Source organism: Mucilaginibacter sp. OK268 (genome assembly GCF_900103125.1).
Classification (GTDB): Bacteria; Bacteroidota; Bacteroidia; order Sphingobacteriales; family Sphingobacteriaceae; genus Mucilaginibacter.
Genome location: NZ_FNJV01000006.1, coordinates 1 through 26,541 on the forward strand (window position 1 = coordinate 1; position 26,541 = coordinate 26,541).

General features: G+C 44.1%; 26 protein-coding genes. 13 read left to right on the top strand and 13 right to left on the bottom strand.

The features are described 5' to 3' along the window. Nucleotides 1-263: 263 nt before the first annotated feature. The 7 genes from BLR84_RS18425 to BLR84_RS18455 all read right to left on the bottom strand — a co-directional run bounded on the left by BLR84_RS18425 (nt 264) and on the right by BLR84_RS18455 (nt 5,729). Nucleotides 264-956 (bottom strand): flavin reductase family protein, encoded by a 693-nt coding sequence (locus BLR84_RS18425; protein ID WP_090471076.1) that lies wholly within the window; start codon nt 954-956, stop codon nt 264-266. Between the two features lie 378 nt (nt 957-1,334). Further along, entirely contained in the window at nt 1,335-1,682 is a 348-nt protein-coding gene (locus BLR84_RS18430; RefSeq protein WP_090471078.1) for an antibiotic biosynthesis monooxygenase family protein, read from the bottom strand. Nucleotides 1,683-2,175: 493 nt separating this feature from the next. Continuing rightward, nucleotides 2,176-2,484, bottom strand: coding sequence for a 2Fe-2S iron-sulfur cluster-binding protein (locus BLR84_RS18435; protein WP_090471080.1), 309 nt, complete (start codon nt 2,482-2,484; stop codon nt 2,176-2,178). Between the two features lie 2 nt (nt 2,485-2,486). Then, a complete protein-coding gene (locus BLR84_RS18440; RefSeq protein WP_090471082.1) occupies nt 2,487-3,497 on the bottom strand; it encodes an NAD(P)/FAD-dependent oxidoreductase in 1,011 nt (336 codons plus the stop codon). A 129-nt stretch (nt 3,498-3,626) separates the two neighbouring features. After that, nucleotides 3,627-3,980 carry a type II toxin-antitoxin system PemK/MazF family toxin gene (locus BLR84_RS18445; RefSeq protein WP_090471084.1) on the bottom strand — a complete coding sequence of 118 codons (354 nt, stop codon included), beginning with the start codon at nt 3,978-3,980 and terminating at the stop codon, nt 3,627-3,629. 1 nt (nt 3,981) lies between these two features. Further along, nucleotides 3,982-4,419 carry a hypothetical protein gene (locus BLR84_RS18450; protein ID WP_090471086.1) on the bottom strand — a complete coding sequence of 146 codons (438 nt, stop codon included), beginning with the start codon at nt 4,417-4,419 and terminating at the stop codon, nt 3,982-3,984. A 410-nt stretch (nt 4,420-4,829) separates the two neighbouring features. Beyond that, nucleotides 4,830-5,729, bottom strand: coding sequence for a LysR substrate-binding domain-containing protein (locus BLR84_RS18455; RefSeq protein WP_255366982.1), 900 nt, complete (start codon nt 5,727-5,729; stop codon nt 4,830-4,832). 461 nt (nt 5,730-6,190) lie between these two features. On the opposite strand from BLR84_RS18455, the gene BLR84_RS18460 reads away from it, so the two are divergent. Continuing rightward, on the top strand, nt 6,191-6,802 hold the full coding sequence (locus BLR84_RS18460; RefSeq protein ID WP_090471088.1) for a class I SAM-dependent methyltransferase: 612 nt from the start codon (nt 6,191-6,193) through the stop codon (nt 6,800-6,802). 72 nt (nt 6,803-6,874) lie between these two features. After that, a complete protein-coding gene (locus BLR84_RS18465) occupies nt 6,875-7,561 on the top strand; it encodes a VIT1/CCC1 transporter family protein (RefSeq protein WP_176852099.1) in 687 nt (228 codons plus the stop codon). A 98-nt stretch (nt 7,562-7,659) separates the two neighbouring features. Here the strand turns inward: BLR84_RS18465 and BLR84_RS18470 are convergent, their stop codons facing one another. Further along, nucleotides 7,660-8,181 (bottom strand): NADPH-dependent FMN reductase, encoded by a 522-nt coding sequence (locus BLR84_RS18470; protein ID WP_090471092.1) that lies wholly within the window; start codon nt 8,179-8,181, stop codon nt 7,660-7,662. Nucleotides 8,182-8,494: 313 nt separating this feature from the next. Here BLR84_RS18470 and BLR84_RS18475 point away from each other — a divergent pair, with 313 nt between their 5' ends. The 7 genes from BLR84_RS18475 (at nt 8,495) to lepB (BLR84_RS18505) (ending at nt 16,571) form a co-directional block, all read left to right on the top strand. Next, nucleotides 8,495-9,298, top strand: coding sequence for a ParA family protein (locus BLR84_RS18475; RefSeq protein WP_090471095.1), 804 nt, complete (start codon nt 8,495-8,497; stop codon nt 9,296-9,298). Between the two features lie 3 nt (nt 9,299-9,301). After that, on the top strand, nt 9,302-10,225 hold the full coding sequence (locus BLR84_RS18480; RefSeq protein WP_090471097.1) for a ParB/RepB/Spo0J family partition protein: 924 nt from the start codon (nt 9,302-9,304) through the stop codon (nt 10,223-10,225). Nucleotides 10,226-10,336: 111 nt separating this feature from the next. Then, nucleotides 10,337-11,023 (top strand): DUF5683 domain-containing protein, encoded by a 687-nt coding sequence (locus tag BLR84_RS18485; RefSeq protein ID WP_090471099.1) that lies wholly within the window; start codon nt 10,337-10,339, stop codon nt 11,021-11,023. Between the two features lie 115 nt (nt 11,024-11,138). Further along, nucleotides 11,139-11,885 (top strand): 4-hydroxy-tetrahydrodipicolinate reductase, encoded by a 747-nt coding sequence (gene dapB, locus BLR84_RS18490; RefSeq protein WP_090471101.1) that lies wholly within the window; start codon nt 11,139-11,141, stop codon nt 11,883-11,885. A gap of 15 nt (nt 11,886-11,900) precedes the next feature. Further along, nucleotides 11,901-13,352 (top strand): signal peptidase I, encoded by a 1,452-nt coding sequence (lepB, locus tag BLR84_RS18495; RefSeq protein WP_090471103.1) that lies wholly within the window; start codon nt 11,901-11,903, stop codon nt 13,350-13,352. A 265-nt stretch (nt 13,353-13,617) separates the two neighbouring features. Further along, nucleotides 13,618-14,763: a signal peptidase I gene (gene lepB, locus BLR84_RS18500; protein ID WP_090471105.1), complete on the top strand. Its 1,146-nt coding sequence runs from the start codon at nt 13,618-13,620 to the stop codon at nt 14,761-14,763. 326 nt (nt 14,764-15,089) lie between these two features. Continuing rightward, on the top strand, nt 15,090-16,571 hold the full coding sequence (gene lepB, locus BLR84_RS18505) for a signal peptidase I (protein ID WP_255366983.1): 1,482 nt from the start codon (nt 15,090-15,092) through the stop codon (nt 16,569-16,571). A 400-nt stretch (nt 16,572-16,971) separates the two neighbouring features. Here the strand turns inward: lepB (BLR84_RS18505) and BLR84_RS18510 are convergent, their stop codons facing one another. From BLR84_RS18510 to asnS, 4 genes are all read right to left on the bottom strand, one after another. Beyond that, nucleotides 16,972-18,054: an Ldh family oxidoreductase gene (locus BLR84_RS18510; protein ID WP_090471107.1), complete on the bottom strand. Its 1,083-nt coding sequence runs from the start codon at nt 18,052-18,054 to the stop codon at nt 16,972-16,974. A 155-nt stretch (nt 18,055-18,209) separates the two neighbouring features. Then, nucleotides 18,210-18,746, bottom strand: a complete 537-nt coding sequence (locus BLR84_RS18515; RefSeq protein WP_090471110.1) for an RBBP9/YdeN family alpha/beta hydrolase — start codon at nt 18,744-18,746, stop codon at nt 18,210-18,212. 119 nt (nt 18,747-18,865) lie between these two features. Further along, complete coding sequence (locus tag BLR84_RS18520) at nt 18,866-19,318, bottom strand: SRPBCC family protein (protein WP_090471112.1); 453 nt, start codon at nt 19,316-19,318, stop codon at nt 18,866-18,868. 50 nt (nt 19,319-19,368) lie between these two features. Then, on the bottom strand, nt 19,369-20,805 hold the full coding sequence (asnS, locus tag BLR84_RS18525; protein ID WP_090471114.1) for an asparagine--tRNA ligase: 1,437 nt from the start codon (nt 20,803-20,805) through the stop codon (nt 19,369-19,371). Nucleotides 20,806-21,029: 224 nt separating this feature from the next. Between asnS and BLR84_RS18530 the strand changes: the two genes are divergently transcribed. From BLR84_RS18530 to BLR84_RS18545, 4 genes are all read left to right on the top strand, one after another. Then, the gene (locus tag BLR84_RS18530; protein ID WP_090471116.1) at nt 21,030-21,893 is read left to right on the top strand and encodes a DMT family transporter; all 864 of its coding nucleotides are present in this window, start codon (nt 21,030-21,032) and stop codon (nt 21,891-21,893) included. Nucleotides 21,894-22,004: 111 nt separating this feature from the next. Then, the gene (gene dnaG / locus BLR84_RS18535) at nt 22,005-23,939 is read left to right on the top strand and encodes a DNA primase (RefSeq protein ID WP_090471118.1); all 1,935 of its coding nucleotides are present in this window, start codon (nt 22,005-22,007) and stop codon (nt 23,937-23,939) included. 162 nt (nt 23,940-24,101) lie between these two features. Next, nucleotides 24,102-24,470 carry a YraN family protein gene (locus tag BLR84_RS18540; protein WP_090471120.1) on the top strand — a complete coding sequence of 123 codons (369 nt, stop codon included), beginning with the start codon at nt 24,102-24,104 and terminating at the stop codon, nt 24,468-24,470. 7 nt (nt 24,471-24,477) lie between these two features. Beyond that, nucleotides 24,478-25,563: a glutaminyl-peptide cyclotransferase gene (locus BLR84_RS18545; RefSeq protein ID WP_090471122.1), complete on the top strand. Its 1,086-nt coding sequence runs from the start codon at nt 24,478-24,480 to the stop codon at nt 25,561-25,563. 49 nt (nt 25,564-25,612) lie between these two features. Here BLR84_RS18545 and BLR84_RS18550 read toward each other — a convergent pair whose 3' ends face one another. After that, a complete protein-coding gene (locus BLR84_RS18550; RefSeq protein WP_090471124.1) occupies nt 25,613-26,440 on the bottom strand; it encodes a CPBP family intramembrane glutamic endopeptidase in 828 nt (275 codons plus the stop codon). Nucleotides 26,441-26,541: the final 101 nt, after the last annotated feature.

The window sequence follows — 26,541 nt, forward strand, 5'->3', positions numbered from 1 at the left end:
AATGTGAGTCACTAACTCGGAGCGAAGCTTAGTTTACCCTGCTTCTTGCTCAATCAAATAGTCCAATATAATAATTATGCTAATCTAAAGGAGCGGAGCGTGGCAATCTCATCCCAGGTAGAGGTGCGCGAGGAGATTGCTTCGTCGTTCCTCCTCGCAATGACATGAGGGAGACAGGCCATGCACCGTCGAAGCATGGTGGGCAGGCCTCTGCGCCCTACCCTTCGACGGTGCTCAGGGTGACACCCCCTTTTTACGTTTTCTCAGGCATCCACCGGCTCCATGATACTTTTCATATTCCGGGCTATCTCTATATCCGGGCTGCGGTATTTGTTCTCCGGAATGCTGGCCAGCGACGAATCCTGTACCTGTTCGCCCAGGCCATAAAACTGCTGGAAACTCATGATGAGTGGTCGCCATTTGTCGGGGTCAACACGGTTAGGGTCGTCATTCATGATGATGGATTCTTCCAGGTAAACCTGTACTATTTTTAACTCCATGGTCACGATGCGGCCGCGTTGCTGTTCGTTATCTTCGCCAATGGGGTGGATTTCGGCTACGTGTGCCTCCATTTGTACCGGGCATTCCATGGCCCGCGGAGCAGCCACTTTTTGCGATGGTACGGGTGTTAATCCGGCAACACCAAACTTATCGGGCTCATAATAATAACCCCTGCCTTGTTTAGCCTCGGGTACCGGGTTCATGCCGGTTTTCAGGGCCAGGTTATTAACCGCCTGCACCTCATTAACCGATGGCAGGTTTAAAACACACTGTCCAGTACGCCGTAGGTTTTGCACCGTTTTGGAGGTGGTGGCCATACCGATGATACAACGCCAGCCCAGCCAGAAAACTGATGATATGGGCGCTAAATTATATGATCCATCCTCGTTCAGGGTACTGATGAGCACCACCGGGGTGCCGAAGTACAGGATGGCGGGTTCGCTTATTTTATGCATGATGATATCGTTTTGATAATTATTGAATACGCTTATTTACTTATTCAAAATTGCCAAATCATGCGCCTCCGTGAAACCCGGAACTTGCGGTGTTTGGTCAGCTTTGCGTCATCCTGATTTATAAAATTTGGTGAAACTCTGAAAGGGAAATGACATGTTGTAAAGGAAAACTCAGTTATTTATAGAATATGTCATTGCGAGCGCAGCGTGGCAACCTCATCCTAAGTAGAGGCACGTGAGGAGATTGCTTCGTCGTACCTCCTTGCAATGACATAAAGGAGGGGTGTCATGGTGAGCTCCGTCGAACCATGGTGGGCAGGCCTCTGCGCGCGCGTCTTCCACAAGCTCAGACTGACAGGCTTTTCTTTATACAATAAGTTACCCATGATGGGCCTGCTTACTATCCTGGGGTGCTTCCTTTCTATCGAACATGCCGTAATCACGTACCACATGTGCTATGCGTAAGTGATAATCTTTAAATACATAGTCTCGACCTTTGGCCTGGGCATCCCGGTGTACTTCTACATTGCGCCATTGTTTTACAGCCTCCTCATCGCGCCAAAAGGATAAGGATAATATTTTATCCGGATCGGTCAGGCTTTGAAAACGTTCTATCGAAATAAAACCATCAATAGTTACCAGCGTCGGTTTCAGATCAGCGGCTATATCCAGGTATTCCTGTTTTTTACCCTCCGCGGGCATTACTTCAAAAATTACGGCTACCATTTTATTTGTTTTTGATGATGTAACAGATCAAAGGTAGGGTAATTTGGGGAGGGATATTTCGGATTGGGGTGAAGTGTGAGGGAGAAGAATAAAAAAACACGTCACTGCGAGCGTAGCGTGGACAACCGACCGGAGGGAGCTCATTAATACCTTTAAAGATAATTAACAATATTAATAATCCCCAATTAGCAGGGCCGCTCTGTAAGTAGGGGATTGCCACGTCGTTCCTCCTCGCAATGACTCGTGAAGAGAAAGGGCATCCCTTCCTTTCCGCGGAGGGCGCACATGGGCTGAGTCTTCGCCGCTAAGGCAAATCTCCCGGTTTTAGCACCATAACTTAGTGTATCAATTTTGCACCTATTTTCCCCTATTTGTTAAAAAGTGTTAAAATGACCCATTTTTGAACGTTTAACATCAAAAAGCGATCTTTTTGATCGCTTAAATTGTTAAAATATGTCAAGTTTACTTAGTGTACGAAAACTTTGCACATAACTTAAAGTAATCTAAACACCATCCCATCCATTTCCTGGCTCAGGTGGATCTGGCAGGCCAGGCGGCTGTCCGGACCGGCATTGGGCAGGGTGTCGAGCATGTCGAGCTCATTATCTGTAGGGGTAAAATATTGTTCAGGACCTTCCACTACCTGTACATGGCAGGTGGCGCACAGTGCCATGCCGCCGCAGGTAGCCAGTATCTCGTATTCCGATGCTTTGAGCACTTCCATCAAACTCAGGTTGATGCCCTCTGGAATCTCGACTGGGGCACGATGGCCTTCGCGGTCTTCAATTATTAAGTTGATCATGGCTAAAACTCGGTTACGCCGTAAACGGTGGTGTATTTAAAACTTAGTTTTTGTTCGGGGTAAACGTATTTAAAGGCGCTTTGAGCCATCAATGCCGCCTCATGGAAGCCACAAAGTATCAGCTTTAATTTACCGGGATAGGTATTGATATCGCCAATGGCATAAATCCGTTCTACGCTGGTGCTGTAATCGCGGGTGTTCACCACGATGGCCGAAAAATCGATGTTGAGACCCCAGTTGGCAATTGGTCCCAATTTAGGGCTGAGGCCAAACAAGGGTATCAGGTTGTCGGCAGCAATATGGCTCACCTCGTTATTACGATCCAATAAAGTAACCTCCTGCAGGTGCCCTTCGCCGGTTAAAGCTACTACGTTCGATTTCAGGATCAGGTCGATCTTGCCTTGTTTGGCCAGTTCAAAAACTTTTTCGGCAGCATCGGGCGTACCACGGAAAGTATCGCCCCGGTGTACCAGCGTAACCCGTTCGGCCACATCGGCCAAAAATATGGCCCAGTCCAGCGCCGAATCACCGCCACCAGCGATCACCACTTTGCGGCCGCGCAAGGCTTCGGGGTTTTTAACCATATAAGCTACGCCTTTGCCTTCAAATTCCAGTAGGCGGTCAATCTCCGGTTTGCGGGGTTCAAAGCAACCCAGGCCACCTGCAATTACTACCACCTGACAATGTACGGTGGTGCCGTCGTTGGTTTGTATAAAATAGGAGCCATCGTCGTTTTTAGTTAATGTTTCAACCCGTTCGCCCAAACTAAAAGTAGGGTGGAAGGGCGCTCCCTGCTCCATGAGCCGGTCGACCAGTTGCTGGGCGGTAATATCCGGATAACCGGGAATATCGTAAATAGGTTTGTGAGGATATATTTCGGAAAGCTGACCGCCAACCTGCGGCAGCACGTCAATTAAATGGCAGCGCATTTTAAGTAAACCCGCTTCAAAAACAGCAAATAAACCAACAGGGCCTGCGCCTATAATGCAAATATCGGTATTGATGTGTTCCATAAAAATGCTTTTACTAAGCACTCAAATGTGGCTATAAGTCATTCAGAAATCAAATGATATTTAGTAATGTACGATTACTTTAGGTTATAGTTGGCTAAGCAGAAACGCTTAAAAAGATCGATCAGTGGATTATGCAGCATCAAAGGTGGCATCATTTATATGGGCGATTAGACGTTCCATAGCTTGTGGTGTTAGTTTATTAAAAGGCTGCAAATCAAGGATATACTTTTCTAATACATAAAGAATTAAATGGCATCTGACTTGAGATTTTTTACCTATATGGGGCTTTTCATACATTGTGCTATCTAATTTAAAAGAAAATCTGTCTGTTTGTTCCGTGCCTGAAATCATAACGCATACATAACATTTATCTTTACTATAGACTTCATCACAAGAAATAATTACAGCTGGATGTTCAAGATAACTTCCGTCATTAGGCATTTCAAAGTTTAAAGCAACTATGTGACCCTCCTTAAAAGACATTTTAAAGATGTGAAAGTATAGACTTAGTCCCTAAATTAGATATTTGATTTTTAAGGGTTTCTGAGGTCTCTATAACTTCATTGTCCATATAAGCAATCCTGTGTAGTCTTGCTTCAGTTTTGTAGGTTATTTTTTTTAATTGTCTAAATGCAGCCTTGATTTTATGACTATCAACTTCGTAAAGTGATTTATCAACTTTATTTATAAAGTTTACAAAGATTTTAAAGTATTTTAATTCTTTTAATGCTTCTTTTGGAGTAAGCTTAGACAATTGTAAAAAATCATTTTCTAATGCGCGATAGTCCCGTTCAAAATCTTTTACAAGGGAAGCCTCAAGCTTATTACTATAAGATTTTAAATGATTATAAACCCAAATGTTAAATAAAATTAAAAATGAAGGTTTATTGCTTTTATATAGATATGTATCAGCAGTCAACATATTTTAAAAGATGATTGAGCAAGTTGGTTGTTAATCTAAAAATTAAATGAACCATAACACTAATAGATTCTGCTATTGTATTATAATTATTTTTAATTGGGTTAATGTTCTGTTACAAATGTAGACAATAAATGTACCATTTTGAATGTTTACATAAAAGTTATCAACAAAACACTACTTTTTGATGATAATTATATATGAAATGTTAATAACTATTGCGTTAAAACATTTGCAATTGTTATTTATTGTAAAATAAACTATTGAAACTATAGTCAAAATAAAGAAATACCAACATTTCTTTATTTCATTTTAAGCTATATACATTTCTTTTGTCATCTCTTACAGCAGTTATCTGATCTATCTTAAACAGTTTACTTGATGCATAAGTAATATGCCTGTAAAATGTCCAATTACTTTAAGTTATAATTAGCGAGACAGAAACGCTTAAAAAGATCGATCAATTTGCTGTTTTTGCCATGCAGCTGGATGAACTGAAAAGTGCGGAAAATTTCCATCCCCTTAATTTCAATAATGCTCAACTCATTGTATTTCAGCTCACTTAATACTGATTGGATAGACAGAAAGGTGGCGGTATCTGAGTACAGTAAATATTGTTTGATGGCGATGCTGCTTTCCAGCTGTATCTCGATGTTCAGGTCCTTGGGGTTGATCTGTACATTGGCCAGGGCATTAAAGATCACATCCAGCGTGCCTGAACCGGCTTCACGTAGTACCAGTGGTATATCCAGTAATTGTTTGGGACTAATCTCCTGTTTTTTGGATAACTTATTGTTGGCCCGGGTCACCAGAACGATCTCGTCCTTGGCAAAAGGGGAGTAGGCCAGCTGGGGCGAATGGGCGGCACCTTCCACAATAGCTACGTCAATTTTTTCGTCGAGGATCAGCTGCGAAATATAGTCGGTATTACCCTGTATAAAGTTGAAGGTAACATCGGGATAGGTCTTTTTGAACAGCGCCAGGATCTTGGGTAAAATAGTTTGGGCCACGGTAGTGCTGGCGCCAATGTGCAGCGTACCGGCCTCCATATTGTTGAGCTGGGCCAGTTCGGTTTCGAGTTCGGTATAAGTTTGGAAGATCTTTTCGGCGTATTGAACCAGTACTTTACCCGCTACGGTAAGCGCTATATTATTGCCATTGCGCTTAAACAGCTGTATGTTCAACTGCTGCTCCAGCTCTTTAATATGTTTGGTAACCGCCGGTTGGGTAATGTACAGCTCATGGGCAGCCTTGGTAAAGCTAAACCTTTGGGCAACCGTATAAAAAACCTTTAACCTGAAATCAAAAATCATTGGGTTAAAATTAGTGGTTTTATGGCAGAAAACAGGATGGAACTATTGCTCCCGCGAACATTTCATAAGGTTGGCAAAAGGAGCCGAAGTAAAGGCAATTACAGCCAGACAACATACCGAGATAATTCTTGTACTGAGGTAGATGAATGTTTCCATACCTATGAGATTTATTTTGGCAGGAAATGTTACAGTGGAAATTAATCAATGTCCCTGAAAAATTGAGTTAAACCCCATCGGGGTTAAAGGTCGGTAGAAAATAAAAGTATAAGAATGTCGTGCCGTAGGTATGAAACTGTCGCGGTTGTGTATCAACACGGTGGGGTAGCGTACCTACGGCACGCAAAATAGCCTTATGTTAATTTCTATCGAGCTTTTGCACCTAACGGTGCACTACTAATCAACTAATCAAATAAATGACATTGGCTAAAATTCCTTAATTTTCCCCTCCAAATCATCACCCCATGCAAAATAACCTGCAGCAAAGCTTTGGCAATATTGATATCTATTTGTTTGATCAATTATTGAAAGGGCGCTTTGACCATTGCGCAACCGTACTGGATGCCGGCTGCGGCGGCGGGCGCAACCTGGTATATTTTATGCAGAACGGCTTTGATGTATATGGTATAGATCAAAGTGTAGAAGCCGTGGAGGCGGTAAGGCAGCTCTCGGCAAAACTTTCATCTACACATGCGCTCAACAAGTTCCGGGTATCGGGAGTAGAAGACATGCCCTTGGCCGGTGATTTTTTCGACCTGGTGATCTGCAGCGCCGTATTACATTTTGCCAAAAACGAACAGCATTTTGATCGCATGATGCGCTCCCTGTGGCGGGTGCTGAAACCCGGCGGTTATCTGTTTGCGCGCCTGGCATCGGATATTGGTATCGAAGAACTGGTAGTAAGCAGAGGTAATGGCCGTTACCTGCTGCCCGATGGTTCTGAACGTTTTTTGGTGAACGAGCAAACGCTGCTCCGCTACACCGCCGAATTAGGCGGCTCCCTTTATGAACCTATCAAAACCACCAATGTGCAAAACCTGCGTTGCATGACCACCTGGTGTGTGCAAAAGCAGTAAAGTTTAATTCAAACTAATAACAAATAGTTATTTATACCGATTACTAAGCTTAATGCAGGTACATTTATCATTATGCATCACGAACATCATTTACAAAGCTCAGACACCATCAGGGATATTGTTATTGGCATGTCTGATGGCTTAACGGTACCTTTTGCGCTGGCCGCGGGTTTAAGCGGGGCGGTAAATTCATCGGGTATTGTAATCACAGCCGGGATAGCCGAAATTGTGGCGGGTTCCATCGCTATGGGCCTGGGTGGATTTTTAGCCGGTCGCACCGAAGTTGATCATTATGCCTCCGAACTGAAACGGGAGTATGAAGAGGTAGAAAAAGTACCTGAGCAGGAAAAAGCGGAAGTAAAGGAAGTGTTCGCTGCCTTTGGTCTGTCGGAAAAACTACAGAACGAGGTTGCCGAAGAAATGGCCAAAGACAAAGATAAATGGGTTGATTTTATGATGCGCTATGAACTGGGACTGGAAGAGCCCAAAGCTAACCGGGCCACGCAAAGTGCCATCACTATTGGTGTATCCTATATTGTTGGGGGCATTATCCCGCTGTCGCCCTATTTTTTTATCGCCGATTCTACACAAGCCTTGTATTACTCCTGTGGTATCACCATGATCTGCCTGTTTGTGTTCGGTTATTTCAAAAGCAGGGTAACCGGGCAGCCTGCCATCAAAGGAGCGCTGAAAGTATTATTGATAGGGGCTTTAGCCGCAGCCGCAGCGTTTGGTATGGCCAAATTGATCAGCGGGTAGTATTCTTACGTAGAGACGCATCACATGCGTCTCCCGATTGCAACCACCATTTGGATTTTTTGGAGACGCAAATATGCGTCTCTAAGGTTAAATGATGATCAGAATTTAATAAACTTATCTATCTGCTCGTTGGTAAACTTTAAAGTATCGGCATTTAACAAATTGCCATCCTGATCCATCTCTTTGTTAATAGATGAAATATGGATTTTTAACGACATGATATTGAGGTGCATATAATGACAAACTCCTGTAAAGTGGTCGATACCCCTGATGTTGCCGTACTTGCCTGACGACAGGCCAACCAGCGCGGCTTTTTTATCGTAAAAGCTAGCCGGAAAATCGCAGGCATCCATCAACACTTTCAGTACTCCGGGGAAACTGCCATTGTATTCGGGAATAATAAATATGAATTTATCGGTGCGACTGATCAGGTCCTGTATGGGTAGGAACTCCGGGCTGCGTTTGCCGTAAAGATCAGTCTGTATTACGTTTGCCGGCAGATCGGCCAATGAAAATATACCTGCCTCAAGGCCTTTCTCGCTCAATTTTTGCTGATAATATTGAGCAAGTTTAAGTGTATGGCTCCCGGGGCGGTTGGTTGACGATATAATAGTGATCATTTATTTAATTAATGAATTATTGGGTTAGTGATTTATTGAATTATTTAAAATGCTGAGTTGATAATTTTTTAACTATAATAAAAATAATGACTATTTAATTCTGATAATCAGGGCTTAAAGTAGTCGCTCAATCACTAACTCAATAATTCACTAACTAAAATATTGTTTGTAAATTGCCAAAACCTGTGGATTTCGGAATAGTTTTAAATCCGTATCTTTAGCACCGGACAAAAACTTTTACGAAAGTAGAAATTTCCGGTTCTATTTTTCGTTGTTATAAATCATTGTAATATAAATTTTGTAAGGATATAGAATGAGTAAAATAATTGCTTTAGCCAACCAGAAAGGTGGCGTAGGAAAAACTACATCATCTATAAATCTGGCCGCAAGTTTGGCCGTATTAGATTTTAAAACCTTGTTGGTTGATGCGGATCCGCAGGCTAATTCAACATCGGGTATCGGTTTTGATCCCCGTAACATCAAGAATAGTATTTACGAGTGCATCATTAACCAGGTTGACCCACATGAGGCTATCCAGAAAACGGATACCCCTAATCTCGACCTGCTGCCGGCTCACATAGACCTGGTAGGTGCCGAGATAGAGATGATCAATCTGAGCGGACGCGAGTATAAAATGAAACAGGTATTTGAAGCCATACAAAACGAGTATGACTTTATTATTATCGACTGCTCGCCATCATTAGGTTTGATCACTATTAACGCCTTAACCGCTGCCAACTCGGTAATCATCCCCGTACAGTGCGAGTATTTCGCCTTGGAAGGTTTGGGTAAATTGCTTAACACCATCAAAATTGTACAGTCGCGCCTGAACCCGCAGCTGGAAATTGAAGGTATTTTGTTAACCATGTACGATGTGCGTCTGCGTCTGAGCAACCAGGTGGTTGATGAGGTGAAAACGCATTTTGAGGATATGGTTTTTGATACCATTATTCAGCGTAACACCCGTTTAAGCGAGGCGCCAAGCTTTGGCGTATCGGTAATTATGCACGATGCCACCTGTAAAGGTGCCATCAATTATTTAAACCTGGCCCGCGAAATTATTGAAAAGAACGGCCTGACCAAGGATGAGGCAAAAGCAGCCACCGCAACAGTGTAACCAATGAGTAGTGAAAGAAGAAATGCCCTGGGCAAAGGATTAAGTGCGCTGTTGAATGATTCTGTAAACGTACAACCTTATAATAAAACTAAGGACAAAGATAAAGAAGCCTCCACATCAGCTGCGGAGGTTAACAGCCTGGGCTCGGTAAATGAGATACAGCTGGCCGAAATTGAGGTAAACCCTTTTCAGCCCCGTACCGATTTTGATGAACAGGCACTGGCCGAACTGGCCGACTCCATCAAATTACAGGGCTTAATACAACCCATTACCGTAAGGCGCATCAACGCGCATAAATACCAGCTCATATCGGGCGAGCGCCGTTTCCGTGCTTCAAAAATAGCCGGCTTAACGCAGATCCCCGCCTATGTGCGTACGGCCAACGACCAGCAAATGCTGGAAATGGCCCTGATCGAGAACATCCAGCGCGAAAACCTGAATGCCATTGAAGTGGCGCTCAGCTTTCAGCGTATGATAGAAGAGTGTAACCTGAAACAGGAAGAACTGGGCGACAGGGTGAGCAAAAACCGCTCAACCGTAACCAACTATCTGCGCCTGTTAAAGTTGCCGCCAAGCATACAGGCATCCATCCGCGATGGTGGGCTTACCATGGGACATGCCAAGGCTTTGATCACTATTGACGATCCCGCCAAACAATTATATTTACATCAACATATCATTCAGCAAGGTTTATCCGTTCGTAAAGCTGAAGAACTGGCTCGTGAAATGCAGAAATCGCCGGTAAAGAAGGAAGGTAAACAACCCGAACCGGTATCATACCAGCTGCAAAAAATACAGGACGATCTGGCTTCAAAGTTTAGTACAAGGGTAAAACTCAAGGTAGGCAACAAAGGAAGTGGTGTTATTGAAATACCTTTTCTTTCAGAAGATGATCTGGGCCGGATCCTCGAGATGCTGGATTGGTAAGACCGAGATCCAAGAAATTAGAGTCAAGAATCAAGACATGAAGATAAATCTATGATTATCACTTTTTCTTGATTCTTGTCTCTTGATTCTTGCCTCTTAAATATTATAAAGATGTATAAATTCCTGCTTGTTATTGGTTTGGTTTCGGTATTTGCCTTAACGGCGAAAGCACAGGGGCTTGGACCGGATACCGCGAAGTCTGGTAAAAGCGATACTTTAAAAAAAGCGTCGAACACAGCCCCCGGCTCCTTTGCGCCACCCATCAGAAAAGAAAAAGCCTATCACCCCGATAGCTTGCATAGTCCGCACAAAGCTGTCATGCACTCCTTAATGGTGCCGGGATGGGGCCAGCTATACAATCATCGCTGGTGGAAAGTGCCTATCGTTTATGGCGGTATAGGGCTTTTGGTTTCGGCGGTTATATTTAACCAAAAATATTATAACCAGGATCTGGCGATATACAATTACCGAAAGCAGGGTATAGCCCCCACGCCCGGTCAAAAGTATTATGCCGAATACCAGCTATATGCCCAATATAATGTACCCGATGCCAGCATCATCAGCGAGCTTGATGGCTACAGACGTAACCGCGACCTGAGTATTCTGGGTATTTTGGCTTTCTGGGGTATCCAAACCATTGATGCTTATATCGATGCTAAATTCATACATTCCTATACGGTTGATAATAACCTGGGCATGAATATGAAAGTTACCCCTGGTTTAATGAACCAGCCACTTTTTGCACAAAGTGGTAATCCTTCTTATATTCCGTCGATAAAAATTACCTTTACGTTTTAGGATAGTATCGAATTTTAGTATCAGGTAGTTAGTATCAAGTATCAAGATTTTTAAAATCTAACTATACCAGATACAGGGGTCTTGATACTAGCTACTTGATACCAATATAAAAATTATGAAAATTGCATTACTGGGTTATGGAAAAATGGGCAAGATCATCGAGAAGATCGCCATTAGCCGCAAACATGAAATTGTATTAACGATAGATCACGACACCCTGGATGATCTGACGGTTGAAAACTTACAAAAAGCCGATGTGGCTATTGAATTTACCATGCCGGCATCAGTATTAGGTAACATTAAGCAATGCTTTAGCGCGGGCGTACCCATTGTAGTTGGTACAACCGGCTGGTACGATCAGATCCCTGAAATAAAACAGCTTTGTCAGGAAAACAACAGCACCTTGTTGTACGGCTCAAACTTTAGCGTCGGCGTAAATATATTTTTTCATGTTAACCGACTGTTGGCCAAGGTGATGAATAACTATCCTTATTATGATGTGCAGGTAGAAGAAATTCATCATACCCAAAAGCTCGACTCGCCCAGCGGTACCGCTATCACCATTGCCGAAGGTATCCTGGAAAACCTGGAGACAAAATCTGAATGGGTTAATGTTTTAACTACCGATGATAAGAGCGATGATGACGCGGTTTCCAATAACCAATTGCTCATCGAGTCTTTACGTATCGACAGCGTTCCGGGTACGCATACCGTTATTTACGACTCCGAAGTAGATACCATCGAATTTAAACATACCGCCCATAACCGTAACGGGTTTGCCCTGGGCGCGGTACTGGCCGCCGAGTGGCTGCACAATAAAAAAGGTTTCTATTCTGTTGATGCTATGTTTGATTTTAAATAGCACCGCTATTTTTAAATGGATATAGCAACTTATACCGCCTTCTGCTTAACTGCCGGGCCGATAATAATTTTAATTACTATCGGCTTATGGAAGCTATTTGAAAAAGCCGGTCGTCCGGGTTGGGAATCGCTGATCCCGGTTTACAGTATCTATATCATGCTCAAACTCAGCGGCAGGCCCTGGTGGCTATTATTGCTGTTGCTTATACCCGGCATCAACATTATTGTTGGTGTAGGCATAGCGATTGACTTTATCAAATCATACGGCAAATTTAAAATAAGCCAAAACGCAGCGGTTATTCTGCTGCCGTTCATTTGCCTGCCCAAATGGGGTTTTGATAAAAACACACGCTACCTGGGTCCATCGGCAAGTGCCGATTTTCATGAAGAACACCACAAGGATCTTCGTAAATCAAGCACCCGCGAATGGGCCGAAGCGGTTATTTTTGCAGTAGTTGCCGCCACGCTTATCCGTTCGCTTTTTATCGAGGCCTATACCATCCCCACACCATCTATGGAAAGCTCCTTACTTGTGGGCGATTTTTTGTTTGTGAGCAAAATAAATTATGGTGCCCGCCTGCCCATGACGCCCGTTGCCTTCCCCTTTGCACACCATACCATGCCGCTTACCGGTGGCAAGGCTTATTGGGATGGCATCAAACTGCCCTATTTCAGGCTGCCCGGTTTTGGCGATATAAAAAGGGGTGATGTGGTGGTGTTTAATTATCCCATGGATGCCGATTCGCCCTATTACCGCCCGGTTGATAAACGCGAAAACTATATCAAACGCTGCCAGGGAACCCCCGGCGATACCCTGAGCCTGCTTAACGCGCAAGTGTATGTAAATGGCAAAGCCGCCATTACGCCGCCCCGTGGCGAAATGGAATACATGGTACGTAACAATGGCAGTAGTTTTAACCGGCAACTGGCCTACGATCTGCACTTGTCAGATATTCAGCAGTTTACCAATCAGGATTTTATGATGAACATGACTGCGCGAGCGGCCACATTGTTAAAGCAACAATCCGATATCAGGTCGGTTAGGGCCAACATCCGGTTCAGAGGGGTGTATGATCCCGAGATATTTCCGCACGACCCTAAGTTCAGGTGGAATGTGGACAATTTTGGTCCCATCATTATCCCCAAAAAAGGCTGGACGGTAAAGCTCGACAGCCTTACACTGCCCATCTATCGCCGGGCCATTGAAGTTTATGAACAGAATAAACTGCAGGTAAATGGTAATAATATTATCATCAATGGTAAACCGACCAGCACGTATACTTTTAAGCTCAACTATTACTGGATGATGGGCGATAACCGCCATAATTCAGAAGATTCGCGTTTTTGGGGATTTGTACCCGAAGATCATATTGTTGGCAAGGCTCTGTTTGTTTGGATGAGCTGGGATGCCACATCGCCGTCGGTCAACAAGATTAGGTGGAGCAGGGTGATGAGAGTGATAAAATAGATGTGCAAATGTGCAGATTTCAGATGTGCAGATTGTCTGAACCCGAATTTTTGGAATTTATGAATTAACAGAATTAACTCATTCGTTCATCTATTTTCTCATCTGCACATCTGCATATTTGCACATCCGCACATTTGAATAGTAACATATAGCTTACAAAACAGTCATAGGGAATAAAAAATAATTACATACTTTTAAACCAATCTGCACATTTGCACATCTATCATTTGCACATCTGCATATTTGAAATCTGCACATCTGAAATATGAACTGGAAATTCTGGAAAAAAGATAAAAGCAAAACCAAAAAGAAAAAGAGTGCTCTGCGTGAATGGGGCGATGCTATAATTTTCGCGGTGATTGCGGCCACACTGATACGTACCCTTTTTATTGAGGCTTATGTTATTCCCAGCGGATCGATGGAGAGCTCCCTGCTCATCGGCGATTATTTATTTGTAAGCAAGGTTAACTATGGCGCCCGTACGCCTATAACTCCCGTAGCCATACCTTTTATGCACCACACCATACCTTATACTACCAATGCAAAGGCTTATTGGGATGGTATCCAGTTGCCATATTATCGCTTGCCTGGTTTCAGCGATATTAAAAAAGGCGACATCGTGGTTTTTAACGCGCCGATAGAGGCCGATTCGCCCTATTACCGCCCGGTTGATAAGCGCGAAAATATTATTAAACGCTGCCAGGGAACACCCGGCGACACCCTGAGCCTGGTAAACGCCCAGGTTTACATCAATGGTAAACCCGAAACAACCGCCGCTAAAGGCGAAATGGCCTACATCGTAAAAACCGATGGTAGCCAGATAAACCCACAATTGATCAACGAACTCCATTTAAGCGATATTGGTATTATCGACAGTACCACATTTAAAACCAATACTACCGTTGAATCGGCCAAGGCATTGAGAGGGTATTCCAATATCAAGTCGGTTACGGCAGATGTCGCGCCAAAAAACATTGCCGACGATCTGAACCCGGTTTATCCTGCTAAATACCCACGCTATAAAAACACCCCGGCATTCCCGCATTATACCTGGAACGTGGATAATTACGGACCCATCATTATCCCTAAAAAAGGCTGGACAGTGAAGCTGGATAGTTTAACCTTCCCGGTTTATGGCAGGGCTATTGAAATTTATGAGCATAATAAAGTAAAAGTTGTGGGCCGGGATATTTATATAAACGATAAAAAAGCCGATACTTACACTTTTAAACTCAATTACTACTGGATGATGGGTGATAACCGCCATAACTCCGAAGATTCGCGTTATTGGGGATTTTTACCCGAAGATCACGTAGTAGGCAAGGCCTTATTTACCTGGATGAGTGTTGACAGTACCGCATCATTTGTAAATAAGATACGCTGGAGCAGGTTGTTTAGAGGGATACATTAATAATTAGAACAGTTAGTAATTGGAAAAATATAAAAGTTATGTCAATCTGAGAATTAAAAATATGTCATTGCGAGCGTAGCGTGGCAATCTCCTCGCGTTCTCACCTATGAGAATAGCTACGAGATTGCTTCGTCGTTCCTCCTCGCAATGACATGAGGGAGACAGGGCATGGGTAAATGAGGTACTAAGCGAAAAACCTTTTACATTGTTTAAGTCCGACGCAAAAGATCTCTCCTCGTACCTCGTTCGAGATGACATGGTTTTGAATTAATGATTTTTTCAATAGCTAAACACAGAACATTAATTAGTACTTAAAAAATAGAATAGTGAACGTTGTAGAATTTGTAATTGCATTTATAATACTGATCATATTGCCTTATGTAGGCTTATGGAAATTGTTTGAAAAGGGCGGCAGGCCCGGCTGGGAAGCTGTTATTCCTTTTTATAACTTTTACGCCATGATCAAATTAAGCGGCCGTCCATTGTGGTGGATGGTGCTGATATTTATACCCGGTGTGAATATTTTGGTGGCGATAGGGATCATGGTAGATTTTTTAAAATCATATGGTAAGTTTTCTTTAAGGGAGCATTTTGCCGGTATAGTGTTGGAATTTATATATCTGCCCAAATGGGGTTTTGATAAGGATACCAAATACCTGGGCCCATCAGCCAGTCCGGAGTTTAAGGAAAAATACAAGTTGGCTTTAAAAAAGAGCTCAGCCCGCGAATGGGCCGATGCTATTATTTTCGCGGTGATAGCCGCCACGCTGATCCGTACCCTGTTTATTGAGGCTTACGTGATCCCCAGCGCATCTATGGAAAGCTCGTTGTTAATTGGCGATTACCTGTTTGTAAGTAAAGTGAACTATGGCGCCCGTCTGCCTATGACACCCGTTGCTTTCCCCTTTGCGCATCATACCATGCCGCTCATCAATACCAAAGCGTACTGGGATGGCATCGAATTGCCTTATTACCGCTTACCCGGCTTGAGCGATGTGAAAAAAGGTGATGTAGTGGTATTTAACTATCCAATGGATGCCGATTCTCCACTATATCGCCCGGTTGATAAACGCGAAAATTATATTAAACGCTGCCAGGGTACACCCGGCGATACGCTGAGTGTAGTGAACGCGCAGGTGGTTATAAACGGCAAACCTGCCATTACACCACCGCATGGAGAAATGAACTATGTGGTAAAATCAGATGGCAGCGAAATTAATCCGCAGTTGGTTAATGAGCTTCACCTGGAAGATATTGCACCCGGGGCGGATAATACTTTTACCACCAATACAACCCTGGCATCGGCCACTGCATTAAAGGGATATTCGAACATAAAATCAGTTACACCCAATATATCACCTGCCGGGGTTCCGGATCAGTTGAATGGTGATGTGTACCCGGTAAAATTCCCGAATTATAAGATCACACCCAACTTCCCGAATTTTAAGTGGAACGTAGATAATTACGGCCCGATCATCGTACCTAAAAAAGGTTGGACAGTAAAACTGGATAGTTTAACCTTCCCGGTTTATGGTCGTGCTATTGAAATTTACGAGGGTAACAAAGTACAGGTAGTGGGCAAGGATATCCTGATCAACGGAAAAAAAGCTGATACCTACACCTTTAAGCTGAACTATTACTTTATGATGGGCGATAACCGCCACAACTCCGAAGATTCACGTTTCTGGGGATTTGTGCCCGAAGACCACATAGTAGGTAAGGCCCTGTTCATCTGGATGAGTATCGACGATAACGCCAGTTTCCTGAGCAAGATCAGGTGGAGCAGGTTGTTTAACATTATCCACTAAGTCCCCTAAGCTCCTGAGTAGGGAATAAGAGATTTGCATAGCCTGCCTGGTTTACCGGGTGGGCTTTTTTGTGGATATTACTAAACAAGCGCCATTGCGAGGTACGAAGCAATCTCTATACCGTACAGGGCGGCTCTGCCAGTCGGGGATTGCCACACTACGTTCGCAATGACGCGTTTAGTCTTATACTAGAAAAGATAAGTCATCCTGAACTTGTTTCAGGATCTCACAGGACAAGTCGGTTATCATGTTGTACACCTTGCCAATGGGATGCCGAAACAAGTTCGGCATGACTGGATTTTATAGATTAACAGAAAAGAAAAGTCATCCTGAATTTGTTTCAAGATCCTACAGGACGCGTTAGTCATCATGTAGTGCACATGTGTAGCGCCGGAATAAATTATAATCCCTGCAAGGGTTCCACCCCAAAACGTTCGGCCAAAATATGGAGGTCGGCAACAACGGCGTCAACCAGGGGTATACCATGGGTACCGCGATGGTGCTCTGCCTCCAGTTCGGGCTCACCGGGGATAATGACCTTCCGGGTTGGGTCGACAGTTGCGGAGGTCTTAAAGCGCATTATCCAGTTATCCAGGTGGCTCTTAAACTCATCAACCGGCCGAAAACCATCCACCCGCATAGCGCCCACAAAATGACCGATACCTTGCCCCACCGGGTTAGCCGGCGGATCCAGAAAAGCCACAAAAGGAGGCACCCAGGGCCCATAATTGGCACCGGATAGCACCGCCGACAAAATATCCACCGTGGCGCTCAGCCCGAAGCCTTTATGGCTACCATGGTCACGGTCGCCACCCAGTGGTAACAACGCCCCGCCGGTTTTAAGGGCATGCGGATCGGTAGTATAGTTGCCGCCTTTGTCCTGAATCCAGCCTTCGGGTACCTGTTTACCTAATCGCTGGGCTATTTCCAGCTTGCCATTGGCCGCTGCTGAGGTAGCCAGATCGACCACGACAGGTGGGTAATGACCAGCCGGGAAGGCATAGCACATAGGATTGGTACCCAACAGCCGCTCGCTCGAAAAAGTAGGCGCCACCAGCGGACTGGCATTGGTCATGGCAAAACCGATCATGTCTTTTTCTACTGCCATCAGCGCGTGATAGCCCGCAATACCAAAATGGTTGGAATTGCGTACCGATACCCAGCCCGAGCCATATAATTCGGCCTTTTTGATGGCCACTTGCATAGCAAAGGGAGCAACCACCAAGCCAAGACCTGCATCGCCGTCAACGGTGGCCGTAGTGGGCGTTTCGTGTACTATGTGGATATTGGGTGTGGCATTGATGCGATTCTTCTCCCAAAGGCGCACATAGCCGCTCAAACGGGCTACCCCATGCGAGTCAATCCCCCGCAGATCAGACCGCAGCAAAACATCAGCGGCAAGGGTGGAATGCTCAACACTACAACCGATAGCCTTGAAAATGTTTTCGGTAAAAACGCGGAGTATGGAGGAGTTTACAAGCATGATGTCTATACTAAAAAGTATGTCATTGCGAGGAGGAACGACGAAGCAATCTCATCAGGACAAGTGGACCATCAATGAGTGATTTGCATTGATGAGATTGCCGCGCTACGCTCGCAATGACATAATTTATTAAATGTGTTTACAGGATAAATATATCAATTATCCAATTGCTTCAACAACTCCAATCCCTGGGGCCATTCGCCAAAGCCTGATGCCAGGTTAATATGGCCCGCATCGCCAATTTCTACCAGTTCGCTGCCCCAGCTATCGGCAAATAAGCGGGCACGTTCGCCGGTTACATAATAGTCGTTACTACTGGCTACGGTGATGCTCTTGAAAGGCAATTTTATCAATGGTACGGGCGTAAAACCTGTAGTGCCTTCGGGATAGGTATCGGCTTCGGTATCGCTGGGAGCAACCAACAGGGCGCCTTTAATATTTACGTTGTATTGTTCTGCCCAATAGGCTATGGTGGTGCAAGCCAGGCTGTGCCCAACCAGGATCACGTTTTTGGGATCATGTTGCTGCACATAGCTGTTGAGGGTTGTTATCCAGTCGCTGCAAACCGGGGTGTCCCAGTCCTGCTGTTCAATACGACCAAAGTTAAACTGCTTTTCCCAAAGCGACTGCCAGTGTGCCGGACCGGAGTTTCCCAGTCCCGGATGGATAAGAATAGTTGAGTTAAAGGTCATAGTAAATGCTTTAAATAAGAATATTGAACACCGAATCTTGAATAATGAATTTCGAAGTACTTTGGTGTTCGATATTCGAAATACGATATTTTTACTTTAAATTATTAATTGCTCCCCCTTTAGGGGGCTGGGGGGGCCTCAGCCATTTCTTTGATCACCAGGTTGCGTTTTTCTAAAAGCCGGCGCATATGGTTTTGCAAAAAAACAAGATCGAATACAGTGCCGTACGGCGACTCGTACCGGAAAATGTCCTTCATGAGCGTTTCCTCTTTGATCGCAAAGAAGTAATGCTCATGCCTGAAATTTTTGAAAGCGCCCTGCACCATTTCGTCGGTAAAAAAGTTGGGGTATTCCAGTTCGGTGATCTTTGAGGTTAAGGTTTGCCAAACACCAAAATGTTTAGCGCGCCAGGTAACCCATTCACCCAGTTCAATGAGTCCGCTGGTTCGACCCGCGATTGCGGTTTCGCCAGTATGCCGGGTTGAGGCCACATGCACATCAATATTCCGGGCCAGGTCGAAACACTTTTCGATAGGCGCATTGATATGGGTAGCTAATTCAATTACGGGCATGGGCTAAAAATACAAAACCCCCTCCTAAAAGGAGAGGGTTAAGGTGAGATTTAAAACTCAGCATTTTTCGGGAACCTTGGGAAAGGGATCACATCGCGGATATTGCCCATGCCGGTTACAAACAGCACCAGGCGTTCAAAACCCAGGCCAAAACCAGCGTGCGGACAAGAGCCAAAACGACGGGTATCCAGGTACCACCAAAGCTCGTCTTTAGGGATATTCATTTCATCCATGCGTTGCTCCAGTTTATCCAAACGTTCTTCACGCGCCGATCCACCTATAATTTCACCAATGCCAGGGAACAGGATATCCATAGCGCCAACGGTTTTGCCGTCGTCGTTCTGGCGCATGTAAAATGCCTTGATCTCCTTTGGATAATCGGTCAGGATCACCGGTTTTTTGAAATGTTTCTCCACCAGGTAACGCTCGTGCTCGCTTTGCAGATCGGTTCCCCAGCCCTCAATAGGGTATTGGAACTTTTTCTTTTTGTTCGGGGGCGATTCCTTCAGGATCTCAATAGCTTCGGTATAAGTAAGGCGTTCAAAATCATGGGTTAAACAAAACTGCAGTTTTTCGAGCAGGGTCATTTCGGAGCGTTCGTTCTGCGGTTTTTGTTTTTCTTCCTCGGCCAGGCGTTCGGTTAAAAACTCGATATCATCGGCGTTTTTGTCCAAAGCGTATTTGATCACGTATTTCAGCATCTCTTCGGCCAGGTCCATGTTATCGTCCAGGCTGTTGAAGGCAACTTCGGGTTCTATCATCCAAAACTCGGCCAGGTGGCGGGTGGTATTGGAATTTTCGGCACGGAAAGTTGGGCCAAAAGTATACACATCACTCAGGGCCATGGCGCCAAGCTCCCCTTCCAACTGCCCGGATACGGTAAGGTTGGTAGGGCGGCCAAAAAAGTCCTGTTTAAAATCGATCTCGCCGGTATCTGTTTTCGGGATGTCATCCAGGTCGAAATTGGTTACGTGGAAAGTTTCGCCCGCGCCTTCCGCGTCAGATGCAGTGATCACCGGGGTATGCAGGTAAACAAAACCACGCTCCTGGAAAAACTGGTGTACCGCGAAAGCCAGGCTGTTGCGCACCCTAAATATCGCCCCAAAAGTACTGGTGCGGAAACGCAGGTGGGCGTTCTCCCTCAAAAACTCCAGACTATGTTTTTTAGGCTGGATGGGGTATTTTTCAGGATCGCTGTCGCCCAGTATTTCAATATCGGTGGCTATAACCTCAACGTTTTGACCTTTACCTTGTGACGCAACTAATTTACCAGCAACGCTTAAAGCAGCGCCTACAGTAATGCGTTTTAACAGGGCAGGATCGGTATTTTCAAAGTCGACAACAATTTGGATATTATTATTTGTTGAGCCATCATTTAAAGCAATGAAACGATTGGAACGGAATGCACGCACCCATCCTTTTACTGTTACATCAATGTCGGTTTGCTGACTTTGCAGCAATGCTTTAATCTTTACTCGCTGACTCATATTGTATAAAATTTTAGAGCCGCAAAAATACAATTAATTATGTAATGGTACGGGTAATTTTGGCCTTAATGATTATAATCATGAGGGTTAGGAGACACATGTAATGTGTCTCTACGGTTGATTCTGATTGTAGAGACACGTCACATGTGTCTCTCTTTAAAAATAAATATCAGGATCTTAATGATAACCTATTTCCTTAAATTTGCCGCTCACCTATCGCCCCTATGAACCCCAAGATCAGCCTTTTTATTGGTATTTTATGTATAGCCTTTTCACCCATATTTGTAAAGCTTTGCGGAGCGCCCCCAATTACTGCGGCTTTTTACCGGGTGTTTTTGGCCTGGCTGGTATTGGCTCCATGGTGTTTCTGGAAGGTAAATCTTAAAATAGCCACTAAAGATCTGTTAACCGCTTTTTTGGGCGGCCTCATCTTTGCCTCAGATATTGCCGTGTGGAATATTTCATTGGGACATATCAGCGCCACTGTATCAACCTTGCTGGCTAACCTGGCCCCGGTTTGGGTGGGGCTTATTAGCTTTTTTATTTTGCGTAAAAAGTCGGGCATGTTGTTTTGGGTGGGTACAGGTATTGCTATTTTGGGGATGATCATTTTAGTGGGTTATCAGAATATAATAAATCTCCAGTTTAATATTGGCATTGTATTGGCGCTTTTAGCCAGCATGTTTTATTCGGTTTACATTGTGATAACCAATAATATTTTACAAAGGATAGGCACCCTGTCGTTTATGTTTTATAACATGTTGGCGGCGAGTTTATTTCTGCTGATCATCAGCTGCTGGCAGGGTAATAACCTGGTTAACTTTTCTTTAAACAGCTGGCTTTGCTTTTTAGGGATGAGCCTGCTTTGCCAGTTAACCGGCTGGATAACCATTAACTATTCGCTGCGGTTTTTGGAGAGTACAAAGGTAGCCATAGCGCTTTTGGGACAAACGGTAATTGCCGGTATTATAGCGGTGATTTTGCTGCACGAAAGTTTACAGTTGAAAGAAATAATAGGCAGCATAATTGTACTTGCAGGTATAGCCGTAACATTTTTAAAAGGAAAGCAATCGGTTAGTATCAAGTAGTTAGTATCAGGTATCAAGACAAACGCAATTCTTTTTATAAAAGAACCCATGATACTTGATACTAACTACTTGATACTTGATACCCGATACTCTACCTTTGCATTTTAGCGCATGATCATAAAATCCACTATCGACCGTATTATGGAAGCCACCGACATTGTGGAGGTGATAGGAGAATTTGTGCAGTTAAAAAAGCGTGGTGCAAACTACGTGGGCTTGTCGCCTTTTGCCAATGAGCGTACTCCATCGTTCACGGTATCGCCGGCGAAAGGTATTTTTAAGGATTTCTCGACAGGTAAGGGTGGTTCGGCTGTTACTTTTTTAATGGAGCTGGAGAAATTCAGTTATCCCGAAGCTCTAAAATGGCTGGCCAAAAAGTACGGTATCGAGGTTGAAGAAACCATTGATCACCCGGAAAATAAGGAAGAAGATCTGCGCCGCGAAAGTCTCATGATCGTGACGGCTTTTGCTGCCAAATTTTTTCATGAAAGTCTGCTGGATAGCGAAGAGGGTAGAAATATCGGCCTGAGCTATTTTAAAGAGCGCGGTTTTAGTACCGAAACCATTAAAAAATTCGAGCTCGGCTATTCGCCAGATCAATGGGAGGCCTTTACCGGTACCGCCATCAATCAGGGTTATCAGCAGCAGTTTTTGGAAGAAAGCGGGCTGTCGGTGAAGCGCGATAATGGTACCTTGTACGACAGATACCGGGGCCGTGTGATGTTCCCGATACATAGTTTTACCGGGCGTGTTATAGCCTTTGGTGGCCGTACGCTGAAGAAAGATAAAAATGTACCCAAATACGTAAACTCTCCCGAGAGCGAGATCTACCATAAATCAAATGTACTTTACGGCTTATATTTTGCCAAAAAAGCTATCCGCGATGAAGATAATTGTTACTTGGTTGAAGGTTATGCCGATGTGCTTTCGGTTCACCAGGCGGGTATCGAAAATGTGGTGGCATCGTCGGGTACCTCATTAACTTCGGAACAGATCAGGCTGATAGGTCGTTTTACGCAGAATATCACCATTTTGTATGATGGCGATGCGGCTGGTATCAAAGCCTCGCTGCGGGGATTGGATATGATATTGGAAGCGGGACTTAATGTAAAAGTGGTTTCTTTCCCCGATGGACATGACCCCGACTCCTATGTGCGATTGGTAGGTACCAACGCCTTCAAAAAGCACATCGAGGAAAATAAAAAGGATTTTATCCTCTATAAAGCCAACCTGCTTTTAAAAGATGCCGGTAACGACCCGATAAAGAAAGCCGAGATCATCCGCGAGATTGTGGAGAGCATTGCCAAGATCCCCGACTCGATCAAGGCTTCGGTTTTTATTAAGGAATGTAGTTATCTATTACAGATAGATGAGCGTTCGCTGCTATCTGAACTGAATAAAATGCGGCAGGCCAAGGCCAAAAAGGATGGTCAGCAGCAACAAAATACCCGGTACTCGCCGCAACAGCCTCCGGATGAGCCCAACTTTTTTGATGAGCCCGAGATTCAGGAGGCAAAAGACGAGAGCTCGCAGGAAAAAGAGATCATCAGGCTATTGCTTTTGTATGGAAATAGAATGATCGACTGGGACGGCATCGCCAATACTTATATCGGCCCGTTCATGATAGCCGAACTGGGCGACGTTACCTTTGAACATCCTGTTTGCAAGATGTTTACAGACCTGTACCGGCAGGAGGTAGAGAACGGTGTGCTGCCCGACGATACCTATTTTATCCATCATCAGGATAAGGGGATCGTTGATCTCACCGTAACCATGCTGGCTACCAAGTATACGCTGAGCGAGAACTGGTACGAGATGCACCGGATCATGATACATGATGAGCAGGATAACATGAAGGCTGCCATCCTGGGTGCCATATTCCACCTCAAAAAGCATAAAGTGGGTAAGATGCTCGAGAACCTGCGTAACGAGCTGCAAAAGGCCGAGACCGAGGCCGATCAGGAAATATTGCTGAACCAGTATATGCGTATGAAGAAGGTCGAGAAAATGATCTCCGATTTTTTAGGCTCGGTAATTATCAAATAATGCAAAACGGGAATCAAGATATTAGAGTCAGGAATCAAGATAAGCGCAAAAAAATCAGCTCATATATGATTTTTAGTACAGCGGTAAATCCACTTAACTGCACGCTTGCTGTTGTCTTTTTTTATTATTGTCTTAATTCTTGGTTCTTGACTCATATAAATAATGGCCAAACACCTTGATCTGGGCCGCGCCGGCGAAGCTTTAGCCAAAACACACCTGGAAAATACCGGTTATGAAATACTGGATGAGAACTGGACCCACGGAAAAGCCGAGATAGACCTGATTGCTTATAAAGACAAGGTTATTATATTTACCGAGGTAAAAACCCGCACTGGCAACGGTTTTGGTGAACCGGAGGATTTTGTGGATGCCCGTAAACAAAAATTACTGGCTGATGCTGCAGATGAATATATTTACCTCATGAACCACCAGGGCGATGTGCGGTTTGATATCATCGCTATTTTGTTTGACAGGGATAAAAATTATATACTAAACCATATTGAAGATGCGTTTTGGCCTTCGACCAGCTGATATATTGATGAATAATAAAATAAAAGTACTTTTTGCCGCCTGCGCCTTATTGGCATTTGGCTGCAGTTGCAATAATAAGCCAAAAGATACCGGCGCTGACTATACTATCAGTCCGGAAGCGGGTACCTCCTACAAGTCAGGTGATGAGGCAAAGATCAAGGTAAGTCTACCTGCAGATGCAAAGCCCGACTCTATTGTGTACATGCTGGATGCCTTAAAATTAGGTGTGGGTAAAGATTCGGCAGGAATCAGTCTGAAAACTGATACCATCCCTTTGGGGATTAAATTGATTACCGCTAAAGTATATGCCGGGGGCAAAGACCAGGAGGTAACCACCAATATTATTTTGACAGCAGCAAAAGCACCTGAGATGCTGACCTATAAGGTTGAAAAAGTGTTTCCGCATGATACCAGCTGCTATACCGAAGGCTTGCTTTACCAGGATGGCGCGCTTTATGAAAGCGGGGGCGGTTATCTTGACCCTCCGCCGGGACAATCAAAAGATGTGCAGTCAAGATTAAGAAAAGTTGATCTGGCTACCGGCAAATCGATCAAACAAATTATGCTTGATCCCAAAGTTTTTGGCGAAGGTATCTCTATTGTAGGCAACAAGCTCATTCAGCTTACCTACCTGGAAAAGATAGGCTATGTGTATGATAAAGATACTTTTAAATTACTGAGCACTTTTACCAATAATGTGGGCATAGAAGGTTGGGGTATGTGTTTTGACGGTAAAAAACTGTACATGGACGATAAAACCAACCGGATCTTTTTCCTGGATAAAGACACTTATAAGCAAATTGGTTTTATAGATGTGTATGATGACAAAGGCCAGGTAGAAGAAGTTAATGAACTGGAATATATTGATGGCAAGTTGTACGCCAATGTTTATAAGACTAATAATATATTGGTAATTGACCCTAAAACCGGTGCGGTACTGCAAAAGATTGATCTGAGCAATTTATATCCGGAAGCATCCAGAAATCCCAATGCCGATGTAATGAATGGCATTGCCTGGGATGCACAAGGTAAGCGCTTGTTTGTAACCGGCAAAAAGTGGCCGCATTTGTACCAGATAAAGCTGGGTAAATAGCCCCCGCCCCCCTAAAGGGGGAACATCAAGATGTGTAGATATGAAAATTTCAGATGTGCAAATGCCCTTCAGGAGATTTAGGAGCTATTAAAGTAAAGAAAACTATGATGGCTGGTACTGCATAAATAATGCTTAGTACAGCCCACATATTTAATATATCATTCCAGCTATGCCCGGTGGCAAGGGCCCTGCTTTCGAAAAAAGCTTCCGGAAAATCAACTGAAGCATGTGCAATGGCCAGTACAAATATGTTTCCGTTTACCCGTTGCCATACGCAGGTGAATATGATAGACATTGATAAATTGATAATCAGGAAAGGGATGGCCACTTTGTAACCACTAAGCAACAAAGGGAAATGCCACAATGCCCAAATGATGAATACCATCAAGATTGCTGATGTTATCGTTCGGCCTTTTGAAAGTCTGGGCAATAACCATCCCCGCCATCCTAATTCTTCACCAATACCGATGATCAGCGTTGTTAGTGCCAAATGCGCTAAAAAAAGGCCCCTGTTTTTGACGATCGCGCTAATCATTTCTTGCGTTGTAGCCCCTTGAATCATAAATGCCAACATCGTGAGTAATGTGCCTGTCACAGGAAGAGCCAGCCACCAAATAAGATGTTTTGTGTTTGGTTTTAATTTACCAAGCAGGGCTGTTATTCCGGCTTTACCTGATGTGACGGAGGTTACTATAATAGCTGCCAACGCCGGGCCAAAAACTATAAAAATTTTAGAATAATAATTCAAGCCAAGTTCCTGGCCCCGGAATAGCTGATTAAGAATAAATAGTTTCAGCGGAAAACCGATCAGAAAACTGATGGCAAAAGTTAGAATAATAAACGCGGCTACAGGATGTTTGGTAATAAAGGTTTTCAATGGCAGGGTTTAAGTTTAGATGTTTTAAACGGAGCCATGTTACAAGCCATAATTGGCCGCTATCAAAAAAGGCTGTCATGCTGAACTCCGTCGAAGCATGG

What these genes read in the sequence shown, in the direction of transcription:
- BLR84_RS18425 (WP_090471076.1), bottom strand. Translation starts at nt 956, where the DNA reads ATGCATAAAATAAGCGAACCCGCCATCCTGTACTTCGGCACCCCGGTG.
- BLR84_RS18430 (WP_090471078.1), bottom strand. Translation starts at nt 1,682, where the DNA reads ATGGTAGCCGTAATTTTTGAAGTAATGCCCGCGGAGGGTAAAAAACAG.
- BLR84_RS18435 (WP_090471080.1), bottom strand. Translation starts at nt 2,484, where the DNA reads ATGATCAACTTAATAATTGAAGACCGCGAAGGCCATCGTGCCCCAGTC.
- BLR84_RS18440 (WP_090471082.1), bottom strand. Translation starts at nt 3,497, where the DNA reads ATGGAACACATCAATACCGATATTTGCATTATAGGCGCAGGCCCTGTT.
- BLR84_RS18445 (WP_090471084.1), bottom strand. Translation starts at nt 3,980, where the DNA reads ATGTCTTTTAAGGAGGGTCACATAGTTGCTTTAAACTTTGAAATGCCT.
- BLR84_RS18450 (WP_090471086.1), bottom strand. Translation starts at nt 4,419, where the DNA reads ATGTTGACTGCTGATACATATCTATATAAAAGCAATAAACCTTCATTT.
- BLR84_RS18455 (WP_255366982.1), bottom strand. Translation starts at nt 5,729, where the DNA reads ATGATTTTTGATTTCAGGTTAAAGGTTTTTTATACGGTTGCCCAAAGG.
- BLR84_RS18460 (WP_090471088.1), top strand. Translation starts at nt 6,191, where the DNA reads ATGCAAAATAACCTGCAGCAAAGCTTTGGCAATATTGATATCTATTTG.
- BLR84_RS18465 (WP_176852099.1), top strand. Translation starts at nt 6,875, where the DNA reads ATGCATCACGAACATCATTTACAAAGCTCAGACACCATCAGGGATATT.
- BLR84_RS18470 (WP_090471092.1), bottom strand. Translation starts at nt 8,181, where the DNA reads ATGATCACTATTATATCGTCAACCAACCGCCCCGGGAGCCATACACTT.
- BLR84_RS18475 (WP_090471095.1), top strand. Translation starts at nt 8,495, where the DNA reads ATGAGTAAAATAATTGCTTTAGCCAACCAGAAAGGTGGCGTAGGAAAA.
- BLR84_RS18480 (WP_090471097.1), top strand. Translation starts at nt 9,302, where the DNA reads ATGAGTAGTGAAAGAAGAAATGCCCTGGGCAAAGGATTAAGTGCGCTG.
- BLR84_RS18485 (WP_090471099.1), top strand. Translation starts at nt 10,337, where the DNA reads ATGTATAAATTCCTGCTTGTTATTGGTTTGGTTTCGGTATTTGCCTTA.
- dapB (WP_090471101.1), top strand. Translation starts at nt 11,139, where the DNA reads ATGAAAATTGCATTACTGGGTTATGGAAAAATGGGCAAGATCATCGAG.
- lepB (WP_090471103.1), top strand. Translation starts at nt 11,901, where the DNA reads ATGGATATAGCAACTTATACCGCCTTCTGCTTAACTGCCGGGCCGATA.
- lepB (WP_090471105.1), top strand. Translation starts at nt 13,618, where the DNA reads ATGAACTGGAAATTCTGGAAAAAAGATAAAAGCAAAACCAAAAAGAAA.
- BLR84_RS18510 (WP_090471107.1), bottom strand. Translation starts at nt 18,054, where the DNA reads ATGCTTGTAAACTCCTCCATACTCCGCGTTTTTACCGAAAACATTTTC.
- BLR84_RS18515 (WP_090471110.1), bottom strand. Translation starts at nt 18,746, where the DNA reads ATGACCTTTAACTCAACTATTCTTATCCATCCGGGACTGGGAAACTCC.
- BLR84_RS18520 (WP_090471112.1), bottom strand. Translation starts at nt 19,318, where the DNA reads ATGCCCGTAATTGAATTAGCTACCCATATCAATGCGCCTATCGAAAAG.
- asnS (WP_090471114.1), bottom strand. Translation starts at nt 20,805, where the DNA reads ATGAGTCAGCGAGTAAAGATTAAAGCATTGCTGCAAAGTCAGCAAACC.
- BLR84_RS18530 (WP_090471116.1), top strand. Translation starts at nt 21,030, where the DNA reads ATGAACCCCAAGATCAGCCTTTTTATTGGTATTTTATGTATAGCCTTT.
- dnaG (WP_090471118.1), top strand. Translation starts at nt 22,005, where the DNA reads ATGATCATAAAATCCACTATCGACCGTATTATGGAAGCCACCGACATT.
- BLR84_RS18540 (WP_090471120.1), top strand. Translation starts at nt 24,102, where the DNA reads ATGGCCAAACACCTTGATCTGGGCCGCGCCGGCGAAGCTTTAGCCAAA.
- BLR84_RS18545 (WP_090471122.1), top strand. Translation starts at nt 24,478, where the DNA reads ATGAATAATAAAATAAAAGTACTTTTTGCCGCCTGCGCCTTATTGGCA.